Consider the following 15,041-nt stretch of genomic DNA (forward strand, 5'->3'; position numbering starts at 1 on the left):
ATTCAAAGTGGAGGAAGCAGAAGCTCAAAGGCAGTTCCTGGCAACGACTGTCGGAACGCCTGGTTCTGGTGCCACAAGATATGCAGCTGCGATGTATTTCTTTAAGAACGGAAAGCTTTCTGCCGAGATGCTGGAAATCTACCGAAGATGCAGCAAGTTTGACACGGAGGATCCGCTCGATCTGGCTAGATACGAGGGCGTTTCAATTCCAGAATTCGTTTGCAATCTATGCTCAAGAACTAACGAATGACTTCTCGCGCGCAAATGAACAAATCCTTAGACAATTCAGATCCTTGTAAATTCTCACGATGCTGAGAAAGCCAAAAACCTACTCCGAACATTGTCTCACAGGCCACTTAAAGTGTTGGAGCGAAAACATTGAAAGTTTATGACTTTGACGTCGTTGTCGTTGGTGCCGGAGCAGCAGGAATTGCAGCTACTCGTGCTCTCGAATCGGCGGGACTCTCAGTAGTCTGCATCGAGGCATCCAACCGCGTCGGGGGGCGCGCGCACACGGACACGGAAATCTTTGGCGTCCCGTTCGACGTGGGAGCGCATTGGATGCACACCGAACATGCAAACGCTCTGAAAGCTCCGGGTCTAGCACTTGGTCTTGATCTCTATGCGGCCCCGGACAACGCGGTGACGTATGGCTTGGAGGATGACGCTGTTCTGTGGGACGAGGTCGACGAAATTCATAGCGCGATAAAAGAAGCGGCGCGCATCGATGCAGAAATTGAAGCAAGTACCGGAATTCCAACAGACCGGTCCTTGGCAGACATTTGGCATAACAAAGGGCATTGGTCATTTACGGCAGCGATGACATTCGCGTTGTCAATTGCCAGAGATTTGCCGGATACATCTCTGCGAGACATCAGTGCCTGGGAGGGCGGAGACGATTGGTTTTGCCGCGAAGGCTTCGGACACCTCATTGCATGCACCGCAAAGGGGCTGCCAATTAAATTGGCCACTCCGGTCACAGAAATAAAATCTCTCACTGAAGGCGTGCAGATAACTACGGCCACTGGCAAGATCAAAGCTCGAACCGTAGTTGTTACAGTTTCCGTCGGCGTCTTAGCCGAAGACATCATCCACTTTGATCCCCCGCTAGAATCCGACCGACGCTCAGCGCTCGAGCTCATCACTATGGGAGACTACAATCACGCTGGCCTCCTTTTCCGCCCCGGAGCTTTGCCAGTGCAACCGGATACTTGGCTGACATACCACTTAGAACCCGACGCCAAAGGGGTAGCCCGTGGAGGTGGTTTTCTTTGCGACATCTCAAACACCGGTTTAACTAGCTTTGAAAGTTCTGGCAGCTTTTCCAAAGATTTGCAGGATGCGGGATCTGAAAGCGCCATAGAACATGCGCTCGAAACACTGGTTGGCTTCTTCGGCACGACAGTCAGAAAAGCCTTCATCAAAGGCCACGCCACCGCTTGGCGAAATGAACCTTATGTGCGTGGTTCTTACGCTGGAGCCAGACCAGGAGGCCACGACAAACGCGCTGTCTTACGACAGTCTCATGCTGAGCGGGTGCACTTCGCCGGTGAAGCGACACATCCTAACCAACAATGCTCGGTCAGCGGAGCCCACCTAGAAGGATTAAGGGCCGCGGAAGATGTGTTGGCGCAGTTAAGCTGAACACCTGGCGATCAATTTGCTCCAGCACTGGAACAATCTAAGAATTTCAAGCAAACCTTTCGACAAAATTCACAAGGCTAAACTCAGCTTTCGCGTGCTCTGCGGTCAATTCAGATCAAACTATCCAATCAATGAGAGATGATAAGCGGTTGAAAGTTTTGGGCGAACACCAAGCGGCTGTGTTTCAGCGGGGTGGCACTATGGGGTAAGATACTCTCTTTTGATTAGTTTTCTTGGATGCCCAGTAAGGAACGAAACCAGACTAAGTGTCACAGAATGTCTGTGTCTGCTCTGCAGACGAAGCCGCCATTCACTGCATTGCTTTGAAGATGCCCCGAGATCGCATCGCAGGTTTTCAAAAGATGACAATGCCCGAGCGTTGTTTTAACCTTGCTTTATGAGAGCTCGCCTTGCCGTGATCTTGATGGCCGACCTGGTCGGCTATACGTCCGCAATGGAGGCGGATCAGTCACTCGCAATCGGGCTGATCCGCGAACTTCGGGATAAACTACTGGAACCAGAGGCCGTACGAAGAGGCGGCGAGATACTGAAGCGTATGGGTGATGGATGGATAATTGCCTTTCCTTCAGTGTCAGCGGCAATCGAAACCGCTCAATTTGTGCAACTTTCATTGGTCGACCATGAGAAAATCAGGCTTAGGATGGCAGCTCATCTCGGGGAGATCGTTCAAGACGAGGCCGACATTTATGGCGCCGGTATAAACATCACCGCACGCCTGCAAACCGAAGCACCACCCGGTGGTGTGATGATCTCCGAAGACCTTAGGCGGCAGTTGGACAAAAAGTTCTCAGCGGGTTTCAGCGATGCTGGTACGTTCGATTTAAAGAACCTTGCTCTTCCTGTGAATGGGTTTCAATGGCGGCCCGCCACGCAGCGTGAAATAGAACATACCGAGTTGCCTTCTATTGCAGTCGAGCCGGTCACAAGTGCTCCCGAAACGAGAGAGACGCTTGAGGTTTGTGCTGACCTGCAGGAGCAATTGGTTCACAGTCTTTCGCGTCGCACTGGTGTGCGTGTAATTGCAACAGATTCAACATCCGAGACCAAAGCAACTTACAGCCTGAGGTGCAGGTTGCGCTGCCGGGAGACCGAAGCAAGGATCTCGTCCAGCCTTACCCGCTTGGGAGATGGACAGGTAACTTGGTCGCGCTTCTTAAACGGAAGTTCAGAGGATTTGTTTGAATTAAGCGATCGGGCTGCAGAACAGCTCTCAAACGATTTACGTCTGCAGATCAACGCATTTGATGGTGACCGACTGAGCGACATTCCAGACGATCAACTGAGTCCAAGTGAGTTGAGATCCCGAGCGGCAATGCTGTTTTATCGTGCCACCATCGAGGACTATAATCATGCGGGTAAATTGCTTGAGCGCGCGCTTCGACTTGATCCCGAGAACGGATCCGGGCTTGCGATGTGGTGTGAAGCCAAACTGTACCCCTTGGAAGCATGCTATCGCGAGCCTGACCCTGATCTGCGCACGCGGATCATCGAGTCTTCGAACAAGGCTGTACAGGCAGCTCCTCGCTCCGACTATTGCTGGTACACGAGGGCACAGGTGCGTGCGCGCCTCGCGCGTGATCTGCATGGTGCGAGGAAGGACATTGATAGAATTTTCCGTCTGAACCCTAGCTACGTGTTGGGCATGGAGGCAAGCGGTTACACCGAAGTTATTGCCGGTAACTGGGAAGCTGCACGGAACAGTTTGGTGGGGGCTGTGAGTCGTTCCAAAGAGGATCCGTTTCTGCCATACCGGCTTTATCCCCTTTCCATTGCCCACATGATGGCAGGTGATAAGCAACTCGCGATCGAAGCTATTTCAGACGCAACTGAAATGCGTCCCTACTGCAGACACTTCTGGTTAGTTAAGGCGTGGATACTCAAGAAGTCGGGAATGCAGTCCAAAGCGGAAACTGCTGCAGAACGTGCTAAAGCGCTGTCTGAAAAAGCGGATATCCTGGCACAAAACCTTCATCTGCCTGAACCGATTAGAGAGGCTATAGGGTTGCCAGGTGATCCGATCCAAGCTTAGAGGCCTAAATGGGTTACAATAGCGTAGACTTATGATCGAATGGTAGACATGTAAGACGTTCCCGCCTTTCGATATTCTGCCAAGACCCAACCTGAAGCGCGCTAACTACTTTCACCTCGGGCGATGATATGCGTTATTTCTCAGGGTCGCTTTGGGCTCGGTGCGGTCATTCGCTCGATTCAGTTGACCGTCTGCATTGCGGGACACACCGGAAATTCGTAAATGGCTGGATTCCGCAGCCTACTCGATCAGCATGTGGATCTCAGCACGTACATCGGAGTTGCAAAATCCTGTTCTTCGGCCAAAGCTCGGAAACAACCTTAGTAGAGTTGAAGGAAACCCCATGGCTAATCTGGGCACACGTCCGATCAGGACGCGCGACGACATAGCTGAGTTCGAAGCCGAGATGACGCTCGACGAACGGTTGCCCGAGCAAAGCATCTTGGAGGTCTTTGAAAACAGTGCTGAGCGTGATCCCGATGCTGTTGCACTGACGATGTTGATGACCGGAGCACCAGATGAGCAGCCTCGTCGTGTCACCTACGGCCAGCTACTTGGGCAGATCCGGCGCGCAGCAAATCTTTTTGCCGAGATTGGAGGGGAGGCACCGGGCGTGGCGTATATGTTGCCCGCTTTGGTTGAAACACACGTCACGCTTTGGGGCGCAGAAACGGCTGGTTACGCTGTGCCCATAAACTTTCTTTTGCAGCCTGAGAGCATAGCAGAGCTTATCAAAGCGTCGGGGGCGAAAATCCTCGTTACTCTTGGCCCACACCCACAACTCGACATCTGGCAGAAAGCTTTGGCATTGAGGGAGCAAATCCCGGACCTCGTGCTGGTACGCGTTTCTCCCCCGGGTACGCCTGCTGAAGCCGGGGTGATTGACCTCACCGAGGCATTGTCTGACCAACCACAGGATCACCTGGCATTTGGGAAGGCCCGGAGCGGTTCTGATCTGGCGGCCTATTTTCACACCGGGGGTACAACGGGCGTTCCAAAGCTTGTTGCACACACGCATCGCAGTCAATTGGTTGCAGCTTTCGGGGGCGCAGCTATGTGTGGTTTTCGTTCGGATGATGTTTTTACGGCCACGTTCCCGCTTTTCCACGTCGCCGGCACGATTGTGGGCGGGCTCAGCTGTTTCATGGCAGGCGTAGAGCTGCTTGTGATGACGCCCGCGGGTTTGCGTAATCCATCGGTGGTCGAAAGCTTCTGGCGGCTTGTCGCAGATCACAAAGTCACGATTGTCGGAGGTGTTCCAACCGCGATTGGGGCGATCCTGCAGACACCGATTGGTGATAATGACGTCTCGGGCGTGCGGGCGGGTGCAACCGGCGCATCACTGCTTCCACCCGCCGTCGGGCAACGCTTCAAGGAGGTCACGGGCTGCACTTTGTTCGAAATTCTTGGCATGACAGAAGCGTCCGGACTGATCAGTATCGACCCACTGGGTGGTTCTGGCACTGCGGGCTCAGTGGGTTGGGCGTTGCCATACACAAGTGTCGACGTTCTGAAGCTGGAAAGCGATGGCCGTCTGGGAGAGGAATGCGAGGTCGGCGAAATTGGTGTAATTGCAATTACAGGCTCCCACGTGTCTCCAGGATACAGCGAGCCGAGCTTCAACACTGGGGTATTCGACGAGGGTGTCCTAAACTCGGGCGACTTGGGATACAAAGACGCTGATGGCTGCCTGTACGTTGCTGGCCGTTCGAAAGACCTCATTATTAGAAGCGGTCATAATATAGATCCGGCCATGATCGAAAACGCGATGAGCACCCATCCCGCTGTCGCGTTGGCCGCTGCGGTCGGGATGCCTGATCCTTATGCCGGAGAACTGCCCATGTGCTTTGTTCAGGTCCACACACCGGATGATGTTACGGTCGAGGAACTCATGGAACATGCTCGGCAGACCATCGACGAAAGACCGGCATGGCCCAAAATCATTGAAATTGTTGATGAGATTCCCCTGACGTCCGTGGGCAAGATTTTCAAACCCAGCCTGCGATGCGATGCTGCAAAGCTGGTCGTGAAAAATCTGCTTCGTGACGAACTTCAGGTGTCTGATGCCGATGTGCAGGTGGAGGCTGGAGGGCCACGCGGGCTTTGCGTGACGGTGAAACTGAATGATGCAAACACGACGTCCGGACCTCTTGTTGAGCAAAAGCTCAAGGATTTCCTGTTCGAGACGCGCATTGTGGGAGGATCGTAAAACGCGCTCGTCCTCGCTGCGCGAGTTTCCGATCGCAAAATTTATTGCACCGCGGACGCCCATTGTGCGAGCCTCTTAAACGATCGTATTGTTCGGGGAGGGCAAAATGGCGGTTCCGTTGGGTGTGATATCGGTCTTCGTCGGTCTGGCAATATGGGCGGGTCTGGCTGTTCATGCGGTCATGAAGAGAAAGTTCGTGCCCGTACTTCTCTTTGGCATTCTGCTGATGCTGTACTTGAACGCCGGATACGTCATTTACGGCCCCGCGGCCTCCATAGCTAACTTTGTCGGTATCTATGACGTGTTGATCAATTTGGGACTGAGCGATCCGGTGAGTGCCGCTGCCGTCTCCACGTGCCCAGACAATTCCTGCTCTGTCTGGGGCAACACATTCACAAACCATCCTGCGTGGGGCGTTGCCTTTTATGATCGTTTTGCGAATGGACCAGAGCTGAGATCGGCTCTGCTGCTTGGGCATGTCGTCTGCAATTCCATTGTTTTTGTGCTGATGCACGTACAAATGTTCTTTCCCGGTGGTCGGGGGGCGAACCACGCGATCCTCGGGCGCATCAGCTTTGGGATACTGACAGTTGGTGTTGGTTGCGCTGCGATACTCGCGGCCCAACACGGTCCTGTTGGAGAGTACGGCGGGGCCCTGTCGACATGGGGCTTTTTCTCAATGTCTATCTTCGTCTATGCCACCGCTGTTATGGGAATACTGGCAATAAGACGACAGGATACAGCCCAGCACCGTATCTGGATGTGGCGCTTTGTTGGTTCGATGTGGGGATCATTCTGGTTGTTTCGTGTTCTACTTTTTGTCATCGATCCGCTGTTTCGCGACATCGAAGCCCTCGCGATCCAGATTTGCATTTGGGGATCGGCGCCGGCTGGCATTTTGATTGCTGAGATGGTTCGAAGACGAGTCGATGAACGGGATGAAATCGCACCAGTCGTAGCTGAATAGGCTTTTTGTGCATCATCAGATTCACGTATGGCGATCCATAAGCACCATTCGAGACGGTCTCAAAAAGAGGCTGCTTAGGGCTCAACGAGGTCATTCGACCGTTTTTGTCTGATGACGGCTAAGCGCCGCTAAGCGGTCTTTCGGCAGCAGACAGTCGAACTTTCTTCATTTAGTGAACGCTCTGCACGATAACAGTCGCTGGCGATAATAGTCCGCTGTTACCGTGCTTCGAACATAACTACCGCCCAGCTATGCCGTGTAAGGCACAAGTATTCGCAATTCATGCCGAATTACGATATATAAAATAAATACTTGCCACGTTGCACCTTCACCTTCTGAGAACAGAGGAGTCAAATATGCCAACACCTCTCTTCAAGCCAGGTCATTCTGGCAATCCCGGCGGGCGACCCAAGCTGGACCCCGAGACAAGAAAGTTGATCCAGTCGAACGGCGAGGTCGCGGTGAAACGCATGAGCGACCTTTTGTCGATGGACGAGCTTTTCAATCGCATAGATGGGAACGGTGAATTTGTATCGGGAAAACTCTCTGGCAAAGAACAAATCGCCCTGTTAGCCCTAGCTCAGGACCGAGCATTTGGACGCGCTGATGGCGTTAGCATCACACACACCCACAGCGGAACTGTCGGTATGAGCATCAATCCGAGACAGCGGCTCAAAGATATCAGCCACCGCCTGCCAGAAAGATTGGCTCAGCAAAAGGTGATCGATTCAAAACCCGATGACGACGAGTAGTGTCCAACCATCACATAGCTGCTGTCTAAGTTGGAGGTTTGGGTTTGTATGCACAGGTCAATCGCTTGCGCGCGATAACTTAGGATTGACCCACCAATTTTGTGCGTTCGGTCCCTTCCGGTGGCATAGTGATCGTCGGCGCATGACACATCGCATCGGGAGAGTTTGGTAACCCTTGGTCTATAGCGCCGCAAGAAGTGCGGCTAGAAATCCAATCATTTCGTGTAGCGTAGTTGCCTTGGAGTTGCCTTTAGGTGAACGTCCCTACGATACTCAAGTGGCCTAACCACGTAAAATAATGAAATTTAAATATAAAATTGGTACCGCCTCCCTGGCTTGAACAGGGGACCTCTGGATCCACAATCCAGCGCTCTAACCAACTGAGCTAAGGCGGCACTCGTGAGGGGCGATTTACCGAACGCGCCGGGGGAATGCAAGAGGATTAAAGCCGAAATTTCCAGCTTTGTTCGACAAGATCGACCCCAAAGGAATGCACCGGTTTGCTGTCTGTCAGTTCCCACCCAAACGCCTTGTAAAGCGAACATGCCGCCCTGTGGCTTTCGTGGGTCCACAGAACCATTTCCTGATATCCTGCGTTCCTTGCAAAGCCTGTGCAGGCTTTCAGCAGCCGCTTGCCCACCCCATGACCGCGTGCCTCGGGGACAAGCAGAAACAAGCGCAGTTTTGCCGTGTGCTGATCCAGACCTACACAAAAAATGCTGCCCAGCCGTTGCCTACCCTGCTCTGCAATCCAGCCTCTTTCGCGGGTGGGATCGTGGGATGCGATGAACTCGTCAAGGATACGTGCCACCAAAGGCGCGAAACTGTCGTCAAACCCTTCATCACGCGCATAGAGCCTACCGTGCTGTTCGACCAGCCAGGCGGCGTCGTCAGGTTGAAAGGTTCTGAGTGTAACATCATCCATGATTTATCTGACCGCAAAGGTGACTTGATTCTCAACCCCGTGCGCGCTAGCAGGAATGCTCAGTCTCGGAGGCACAGATGGGCATCAATACCGAACGCGACATTCAGGCGAATCTGCAAATCGGCCCAACCGATCAGGGTATGGTACGCTTGTTCATCGAAGCAGACGGTGTGGAAATTCCGATGGATTTCGACCCGGAAGAAGCCGAAGAAATTGCCGATGAAATCCGCGCGGCTGTCCAAGCCGCTCTGGCCGTCAAAGGCTGACGCTAAAGCCGCGGATCGCGCAACGCGTGCAGACGACGTGCCGCATCTGTTGCAAACTTCTGGATCATCTTCTTCCGCCGTGCAGGGGCCAATTTGTCTTCGGGCGACATGCGCACAATTTCTGCGTCATATGCGTCGGCGATGATCAAACCGGTTTCCGCGGGCAAAAGATCGACCGGAAAATCAGTGTCGACAGCCCAGAAAAACCGATCACACCACTCCAAATAGCCCTGCCATTTCGAATCTGACTGATAATCGGCCCGGCTGGATTTGCATTCGATCACCCAAAGCTCACCCTTGGGGCCTAACCCCATCACATCGACGCGCAAACCGCGTGCCGGGACAAATTCCTCAACAGATACAAAACCATGCGTCGCAAGGTGTCGCGCGACACCCCGCGCCAGTTTTTGTCCAGGCTGCAAATCCAAAACCATTTCTCAAATGTGAACAATTAGTGAACAAAAGTAAAGCACCCCTTCAGACTTGACATGATACCTTTTGGTACTGCATTAATATGATACCAAATGGTATCTCATTTGAGGGTGCTTATGGAAAACCAAACTCAAAACGCGTTTCGTGCGCTGGCTGATCCAACTCGCAGGGACATCGTGCAACTGCTTGCAGTTCAGGACATGACAATCGGGCAATTGACCGACCGGTTCGACATGACCCGAGCTGCGGTCAAGAAACACCTGACTGTTCTTTCTGACGGTGGCTTGATCTCGGTCGAAGTGCGCGGTCGGGAACGCATTAATCGACTTGAACCACTGGGGATGGCCCCTGTTCTGGATTGGCTCAGCTATTTTGACCAGTTCTGGGACGACCGCCTCAACTCTCTCAAGGAAGCTGTTGAAAGGAAATCAAAATGACCGATTCTGTATTGAAGAAATCAATATTCCTCAGGGCCGAACCGGAAACCGTATGGGCTTATCTTACGGACCCTGACCATTTGGCAGAATGGTTTCACAAACCGGAACGGCCGTTGGTCGAAGGTCAAAAGCTTGAGATGTTTGGCACCACAAGTGGAGACTTGCTGATCTGGGGCGAAGTTCGCGTCGCTAAACCTCCCAAGTATCTTGAATACACGTTCACAGTGAAACCCATGGGCGATGCTGTAAGCACCGTGAAATGGACCTTAGAGCCTGTGGCAGGTGGAACGCGTCTTGATCTGCGGCACGAAGGCTTGCCGCAGGGTACTGATGCCTTCGGACTGATCCTGGCCTTGGACAAAGGGTGGGACGAACACTTTGGCAAGATGCGCGTGGCTTTGCACGAAACTGTTGATGCCTGACCCCTTGTGCGAACCCGCCAGACACCCTAGTTAAACGCGTGGCGGGTTCTGCCCTTCTTGTGACAGGTAGCATTCTGGTGGCCTTAAGCAATTCCGAGGGGGCTGGCTCTGTTCAGGTCCTGGCCTGATTACCTGGCGCCCACCTGTACATACAGGTCCTCGGGAATCACACCGCACGGTTGACTGGTGGTCCCGCCGCAATTTCCCCTGAATTTCAGCGCTCTGCGCGGGCTTCCTGCTTGGCAAGTGCAGGCTTTAAGCTATGCACGACAGGCGATCCACGCCGTGGACCACCGGGCTTTTCGGCCATGCTCATGATCTTGTAGGCGAATTGTACCCCGGCAAAGACGATACCGTTCATGAACCAGATCATGATCAGCGCGATCAGACCGATTTCCGAGCCCGTGATCAGGTTGCGCAAGTTCGCCACGTTCAACGCCAATAGAACCCCGACAAACACTGCCGAGATAACAAAACCCCAAGCGACTTGAGTGATATACAGACGGATCAGTTTCGGCACCGCATCTCTCCTTGCGCTGATATCAGAAGTCTAGCGCTTGGAGGGCGACGGTAAAGGCGTCAGAACGCCTCGGGCTGAGCCTCGCGTGCCATATGGTCCAACACGGCGTTGACGAATTTGGGCTCTTTGCCTTCGGGGAAGAAAGCGCGCGCAACGTCAACGAACTCGGTGATGACCACTTTGGGTGGCGTGTCGCTTTGGGTCAGCTCTGCCCCAGCCGCGCGGAACAGCGCCCGCAGGGTCGGATCGATGCGCGAGATCGGCCATTTTGCGACCAGAGCGCGGTCGGTCATCTGATCGATCGGCGCCTGATAGTTCACCGCGTTGTCGACCAGCGATCGGAACACGCTGATATCGCCATCCAGCATTTCTTCGCCCTCATAGACGGCGCCAAAACGGTGATCCAGAAACTCGTTAACAACCTGTTCAGTTGTCTGACCCGACTGCTCCATCTGGAACAGCGCCTGCACAGCATAAAGCCGGGCGGCGGATTTCATCAGGCGTTTCTGGTTGGCCGGTTTCGGCGCGTCTGTCTGGGTCATGCTGTCGTGGGTCCGTTGTTGTCGCCCGCCACAAGGATGGACTCGGACGGCGGCTTGAAGCCAACGCCCTTTTTGGAAGAGCCCCACTTACGGCTGAGTGCGATCAGATGCAAGGCCGCAGCGGCCGCCCCGCCACCTTTATTCATCTTTTCGGGGTTAGCCCGGACTTCGGCCTGTTCATCATTCTCGACAGTCAGAATACCGTTGCCGATACACAGGCCCTGCAGACCCATCAGCTGGATGGCGCGGCTCGAGTCGTTGCAGACGGTCTCATAATGCGTGGTCTCACCACGAATGACGCAGCCCAGGGCGACATAGCCGTCGAAATTGCACTGACGGTCGGCCATGGCGATGGCGGTGGGGATCTCCAGCGCGCCCGGAACTTCAACAACCTCGCAGGTGCCGCCTGCGGCATCGATCTCGGCCTTGGCACCGGCGATCAGATTGTCGGCAATCGCGCGATAGAACGGGGCCGCCACGATCAACAGCTTCACCGGCTTGTCGAAACTGGGCGTCGGCAGGATGCCATGCTTGTCTTGTTCAGCCATGATCAGTCTTCCTTCAAAATCGAGCGGGTGCCCACGATGGACAAACCAAAGGCGTCGAGCCCCAGATACACGGTTTCAGGCGAGTCGGTCAGCAGCACCAGGTCCTGAATACCCATTTTGGACAGGATCTGCGCGCCCAGCCCGGTCTGCTTGATGGTTCGCGGGCCATCATCGTCAATAGCGTAAAGTGAGTTGCGTGGTTGCCGGAACAGGCAGACGACACCGCGCCCCTCTTCGGCGATCTTTTCCATCGCACGCGGCAATTCGCGCGAAGATTTCGGCCCGAGACCCAGGATATCCGGCGCTTCGTGCAGCGCGTGCGTGCGGGTCAAAACCGGCTCAGGCGTCGAGATGTCGCCCTTTATCATGACCACGTGTTCGATGCCGTGGGTCTGATCGGTGAATATCCGCATTTCCCAATCGCCGCCATATTCTGACGTGACGGTCTGACGCGAAGTTTCCACCACCAGATTGTCATTGCGCGAGCGATAGCTGATCAGATCACTGATCGTGCCGATTTTCATGTCGTGCTCTTGAGCGAATTCAACCAGATCAGGCAGACGCGCCATGGTGCCGTCGGGCTTCATGATCTCGCAGATCACCCCGGACGGGTTCAACCCTGCCAGACGCGAGATATCAACGGCAGCCTCTGTATGGCCCGCACGCACCAGCACCCCACCCCGCTTGGCCCGCAATGGGAAGATATGGCCAGGCGTCGCGATGTGCGCCATTGTGTTCTGCTCATTGATCGCGGTAGCCACGGTCAGCGCACGATCAGCAGCGGAAATTCCGGTACTGACACCTTCGCGCGCTTCAATCGATACGGTGAAGGCCGTCTCGTGCCGGGACGAGTTGTTGACGGCCATCATCGGCAGCCCCAGCGCATCCACGCGTTCCGCTGTCATCGGTAGACAGATCAGGCCGCGCCCATGGGTCGCCATGAAGTTGATTGCCTCGGCATCGGCGAATTCAGCGGCAATGACCAGATCACCTTCGTTCTCACGATCTTCGTGGTCGACGAGGATATACATCCGGCCTGCGCGCGCTTCTTCGATGATGTCTTCGATCGGGCTGATCGCATCGCGCAGCTGGGCCTCAACCGGACCGGGGGTTTCAAAGCTCATGGGGCAGCCTTTCAGATGGCATGTTTGCACGGCGGAATAGACCACTCAGGCCCCAAAGGCCAGCCTGCAAACGGCGCAGATCGGGCGCGACGCGACGTATCAGGACATCTCGGCCAAACGCGCGACGTAACGGGCCAGCGTATCGATCTCAAGGTTGACACGATCGCCAACACGAACGTCGCCCCAGGTGGTCACCTCTTTGGTGTGCGGAATGAAGTTGATACCAAAATCGCAGTCTTTCACATCGTTGACCGTCAGAGAGGTTCCGTTCAGTGCCACTGACCCCTTTGGGGCGATAAACCGCGCCAAGTCTTTGGGCGCGCGCAGAGTCACACGGGTGCTGTCGCCTTCGTCTTCGACGGCAACCACCTCGGCCACGCCATCCACGTGACCGGATACGATATGGCCACCCAATTCGTCGCCAACCTTTAGCGCACGTTCAAGATTGACGCGTTTGCCAACAGTCCACGTATCCAGGTTGGTTTTCGACACGGTTTCAGCGCTGATCTGAACATCATACCAATCATCCCCCAGTGCGATCACTGTCAGGCAAACGCCATCACTGGCAATTGAAGCCCCGATATCAATACCGGACGTATCATAGGCTGTTTTGATACGGGCGCGCAGGTCTCCCTTCTGCTCCAGTTCGGTGACGGTGCCCATGTCGGTAACGATCCCTGTAAACATTCCGTTAACCCTCAGTCTCTACGCTGTCCTAGTCTCACCGCCGAGGTAAGCCTATCAGACCGCGCGAGCAAGCCCTGCCTTGCCGCGCCTTGCCCAAACGGGCATAGTTTCGACAATAAAGCCAAACGAGCAGTCCAAATGCAGCATACGCCCTTAGATCCAAAAGATCGCGTATTCCTATTTCTTCAGGGACCACATGGGCCGTTTTTTTCCGCATTGGGAAAAATGCTGCGTTCCACTGGGGCTCAGGTCTGGCGCGTCGGGTTCAACGCTGGTGACCAAGCGTTCTGGGCCGATAAGGCAAGCTATGTTCCATTCCTCGACGCAGCCGAGACCTGGCCTGAAACGCTTGCCGGGATCATCGCGGAAAAGGGCATCACGGACATAGTCCTCTATGGGGATACACGGCCAGTTCACGCGCAAGCGGTTCATGTTGCCAGGGCGCACGGGGCAATCGTTCATGTGTTTGAGGAAGGCTATCTGCGTCCTTGGTGGGTGACGTATGAGCGGAACGGATCAAACGGGAACTCGCACCTCATGTCGCTGGGCACAAATCAGATGCGGCTAGCATTGGAAGACGCGGACAACAAAACACCCCCGCCACCATCACATTGGGGGGACATGCGGCAGCACATTTTCTATGGCGCCCTTTACCACTGGTTCGTCATGTTCATGAACGGGCGATATCGCAACTTCCGGCGACATCGGGAACTGCCTGTGTCAACTGAGTTCAGGCTTTACTTCAAGCGACTGATTTTGATGCCTTTTCACAGACTTCGCCGCAGTATTGCGACAGCCCGTGTCAGGTGGCGTGGTCATCCGTACCACCTGGTCCTGCTGCAATTGGGACATGACAGCTCGGTCCGGGCACATTCCAACTATTCTGGCATGTGCGAATTTCTGGATCAGGTGATCGAGGGCTTTGCGCAGGGCGCGCCTGCACATCACAGGCTGGTCATCAAGGAGCATCCTTTGGAAAACCACCGCGAACCATTGCGCCGCCACGCAATGGCATGCGCCAGAAGGCACAGTATTCAAGAAAGGGTTCACTATGTCCCCGGCGGAAAACTGGCCAAGCTTCTGGATGAGGCGAATTCAGCCGTGACCGTGAACTCAACTGCCGGGCAGCAGGTTCTTTGGCGTGGTATTCCACTGCGGATTTTCGGACGGTCCGTTTACGACAAACCCGAATTCGTGTCTCAGCAGCCTATTGCTGCCTTTTTTGCAGCGCCTGAACATCCCGACAGCGAGGCATATCGGTGTTATCGACAGTTCCTTCTGGAAACCAGTCAGGTGCCAGGCGGTTTCTATTCCCGTCGTGGTCGACGGCAGGTTCTGCGGCGTGCTGTAGACATGATGCTGAGTGCGAATGATCCATATCAGATGATCCTCGACAAGAACGCGGCGCGGACGCCACAGTTGAAAATCGTTGAAGGACAAGGGCGTGCTGTGACTGGAAGTTGAGCGTCTGACCGGATAGGCTGCGCACAAGTACAAAAAGACTGAGGACACCGGC

Annotated in this window: 16 protein-coding genes and 1 tRNA gene; 9 read left to right on the plus strand and 8 right to left on the minus strand. The window is 54.5% G+C overall.

What is annotated here, in order from left to right; translation table 11 throughout:
- Window positions 1–378: 378 nt before the first annotated feature.
- The 5 genes from GOV85_RS02935 to GOV85_RS02955 all read left to right on the plus strand — a co-directional run bounded on the left by GOV85_RS02935 (window position 379) and on the right by GOV85_RS02955 (window position 7,622).
- Window positions 379–1,644, plus strand: coding sequence for an NAD(P)/FAD-dependent oxidoreductase (locus GOV85_RS02935; RefSeq protein ID WP_170562713.1), 1,266 nt, complete (start codon window positions 379–381; stop codon window positions 1,642–1,644).
- 424 nt (window positions 1,645–2,068) lie between these two features.
- A complete protein-coding gene (locus GOV85_RS02940) occupies window positions 2,069–3,694 on the plus strand; it encodes a hypothetical protein (RefSeq protein WP_170482816.1) in 1,626 nt (541 codons plus the stop codon).
- A gap of 343 nt (window positions 3,695–4,037) precedes the next feature.
- A complete protein-coding gene (locus tag GOV85_RS02945) occupies window positions 4,038–5,903 on the plus strand; it encodes an AMP-binding protein (protein WP_170482819.1) in 1,866 nt (621 codons plus the stop codon).
- Window positions 5,904–6,009: 106 nt separating this feature from the next.
- Window positions 6,010–6,870 (plus strand): hypothetical protein, encoded by an 861-nt coding sequence (locus GOV85_RS02950; protein WP_170482822.1) that lies wholly within the window; start codon window positions 6,010–6,012, stop codon window positions 6,868–6,870.
- A gap of 356 nt (window positions 6,871–7,226) precedes the next feature.
- Complete coding sequence (locus tag GOV85_RS02955; RefSeq protein WP_170482826.1) at window positions 7,227–7,622, plus strand: hypothetical protein; 396 nt, start codon at window positions 7,227–7,229, stop codon at window positions 7,620–7,622.
- A 318-nt stretch (window positions 7,623–7,940) separates the two neighbouring features.
- Here the strand turns inward: GOV85_RS02955 and GOV85_RS02960 are convergent.
- Both GOV85_RS02960 and GOV85_RS02965 read right to left on the minus strand, forming a co-directional pair.
- Window positions 7,941–8,017 (minus strand) — tRNA-His (locus GOV85_RS02960).
- Window positions 8,018–8,064: 47 nt separating this feature from the next.
- On the minus strand, window positions 8,065–8,547 hold the full coding sequence (locus GOV85_RS02965; RefSeq protein ID WP_171174835.1) for a GNAT family N-acetyltransferase: 483 nt from the start codon (window positions 8,545–8,547) through the stop codon (window positions 8,065–8,067).
- A gap of 77 nt (window positions 8,548–8,624) precedes the next feature.
- Between GOV85_RS02965 and GOV85_RS02970 the strand changes: the two genes are divergently transcribed.
- On the plus strand, window positions 8,625–8,813 hold the full coding sequence (locus GOV85_RS02970; RefSeq protein WP_171089264.1) for a DUF6324 family protein: 189 nt from the start codon (window positions 8,625–8,627) through the stop codon (window positions 8,811–8,813).
- 2 nt (window positions 8,814–8,815) lie between these two features.
- On the opposite strand, the gene GOV85_RS02975 is transcribed toward GOV85_RS02970, so the two are convergent.
- A complete protein-coding gene (locus GOV85_RS02975) occupies window positions 8,816–9,247 on the minus strand; it encodes an MmcB family DNA repair protein (RefSeq protein ID WP_171174837.1) in 432 nt (143 codons plus the stop codon).
- Between the two features lie 114 nt (window positions 9,248–9,361).
- Here GOV85_RS02975 and GOV85_RS02980 point away from each other — a divergent pair, with 114 nt between their 5' ends.
- Window positions 9,362–9,682: a helix-turn-helix transcriptional regulator gene (locus GOV85_RS02980; protein WP_171174839.1), complete on the plus strand. Its 321-nt coding sequence runs from the start codon at window positions 9,362–9,364 to the stop codon at window positions 9,680–9,682.
- Window positions 9,679–10,104: an SRPBCC domain-containing protein gene (locus tag GOV85_RS02985; RefSeq protein WP_171174841.1), complete on the plus strand. Its 426-nt coding sequence runs from the start codon at window positions 9,679–9,681 to the stop codon at window positions 10,102–10,104. The genes GOV85_RS02980 and GOV85_RS02985 overlap by 4 nt, the downstream gene beginning before the upstream one ends.
- Before the next feature lie 214 nt (window positions 10,105–10,318).
- On the opposite strand, the gene GOV85_RS02990 is transcribed toward GOV85_RS02985, so the two are convergent.
- The 5 genes from GOV85_RS02990 to GOV85_RS03010 all read right to left on the minus strand — a co-directional run bounded on the left by GOV85_RS02990 (window position 10,319) and on the right by GOV85_RS03010 (window position 13,525).
- Complete coding sequence (locus GOV85_RS02990; RefSeq protein WP_171174843.1) at window positions 10,319–10,624, minus strand: hypothetical protein; 306 nt, start codon at window positions 10,622–10,624, stop codon at window positions 10,319–10,321.
- Window positions 10,625–10,683: 59 nt separating this feature from the next.
- Window positions 10,684–11,166, minus strand: coding sequence for a transcription antitermination factor NusB (gene nusB, locus GOV85_RS02995; RefSeq protein ID WP_171174846.1), 483 nt, complete (start codon window positions 11,164–11,166; stop codon window positions 10,684–10,686).
- Window positions 11,163–11,714 carry a 6,7-dimethyl-8-ribityllumazine synthase gene (locus GOV85_RS03000; RefSeq protein WP_171174848.1) on the minus strand — a complete coding sequence of 184 codons (552 nt, stop codon included), beginning with the start codon at window positions 11,712–11,714 and terminating at the stop codon, window positions 11,163–11,165. Before GOV85_RS03000 ends, nusB begins: the two co-directional genes overlap by 4 nt.
- A gap of 2 nt (window positions 11,715–11,716) precedes the next feature.
- On the minus strand, window positions 11,717–12,838 hold the full coding sequence (gene ribB, locus GOV85_RS03005) for a 3,4-dihydroxy-2-butanone-4-phosphate synthase (RefSeq protein ID WP_171174850.1): 1,122 nt from the start codon (window positions 12,836–12,838) through the stop codon (window positions 11,717–11,719).
- A gap of 99 nt (window positions 12,839–12,937) precedes the next feature.
- Window positions 12,938–13,525: a riboflavin synthase gene (locus GOV85_RS03010; RefSeq protein WP_171174852.1), complete on the minus strand. Its 588-nt coding sequence runs from the start codon at window positions 13,523–13,525 to the stop codon at window positions 12,938–12,940.
- A gap of 138 nt (window positions 13,526–13,663) precedes the next feature.
- Between GOV85_RS03010 and GOV85_RS03015 the strand changes: the two genes are divergently transcribed.
- Entirely contained in the window at window positions 13,664–14,989 is a 1,326-nt protein-coding gene (locus tag GOV85_RS03015) for a capsule biosynthesis protein (RefSeq protein WP_171174854.1), read from the plus strand.
- Window positions 14,990–15,041 lie beyond the last annotated feature (52 nt).

The organism is Ruegeria sp. HKCCA4633 (assembly GCF_013034605.1).
Taxonomy (GTDB): Bacteria; Pseudomonadota; Alphaproteobacteria; order Rhodobacterales; family Rhodobacteraceae; genus Ruegeria.

Bases quoted from the DNA above. Each gene is read 5' to 3' on its own strand.
- GOV85_RS02940 (WP_170482816.1), top strand. From the start codon at position 2,069: ATGGCCGACCTGGTCGGCTATACGTCCGCAATGGAGGCGGATCAGTCA.
- GOV85_RS02945 (WP_170482819.1), top strand. From the start codon at position 4,038: ATGGCTAATCTGGGCACACGTCCGATCAGGACGCGCGACGACATAGCT.
- GOV85_RS02950 (WP_170482822.1), top strand. From the start codon at position 6,010: ATGGCGGTTCCGTTGGGTGTGATATCGGTCTTCGTCGGTCTGGCAATA.
- GOV85_RS02955 (WP_170482826.1), top strand. From the start codon at position 7,227: ATGCCAACACCTCTCTTCAAGCCAGGTCATTCTGGCAATCCCGGCGGG.
- GOV85_RS02965 (WP_171174835.1), bottom strand. From the start codon at position 8,547: ATGGATGATGTTACACTCAGAACCTTTCAACCTGACGACGCCGCCTGG.
- GOV85_RS02970 (WP_171089264.1), top strand. From the start codon at position 8,625: ATGGGCATCAATACCGAACGCGACATTCAGGCGAATCTGCAAATCGGC.
- GOV85_RS02975 (WP_171174837.1), bottom strand. From the start codon at position 9,247: ATGGTTTTGGATTTGCAGCCTGGACAAAAACTGGCGCGGGGTGTCGCG.
- GOV85_RS02980 (WP_171174839.1), top strand. From the start codon at position 9,362: ATGGAAAACCAAACTCAAAACGCGTTTCGTGCGCTGGCTGATCCAACT.
- GOV85_RS02985 (WP_171174841.1), top strand. From the start codon at position 9,679: ATGACCGATTCTGTATTGAAGAAATCAATATTCCTCAGGGCCGAACCG.
- nusB (WP_171174846.1), bottom strand. From the start codon at position 11,166: ATGACCCAGACAGACGCGCCGAAACCGGCCAACCAGAAACGCCTGATG.
- GOV85_RS03000 (WP_171174848.1), bottom strand. From the start codon at position 11,714: ATGGCTGAACAAGACAAGCATGGCATCCTGCCGACGCCCAGTTTCGAC.
- ribB (WP_171174850.1), bottom strand. From the start codon at position 12,838: ATGAGCTTTGAAACCCCCGGTCCGGTTGAGGCCCAGCTGCGCGATGCG.
- GOV85_RS03010 (WP_171174852.1), bottom strand. From the start codon at position 13,525: ATGTTTACAGGGATCGTTACCGACATGGGCACCGTCACCGAACTGGAG.
- GOV85_RS03015 (WP_171174854.1), top strand. From the start codon at position 13,664: ATGCAGCATACGCCCTTAGATCCAAAAGATCGCGTATTCCTATTTCTT.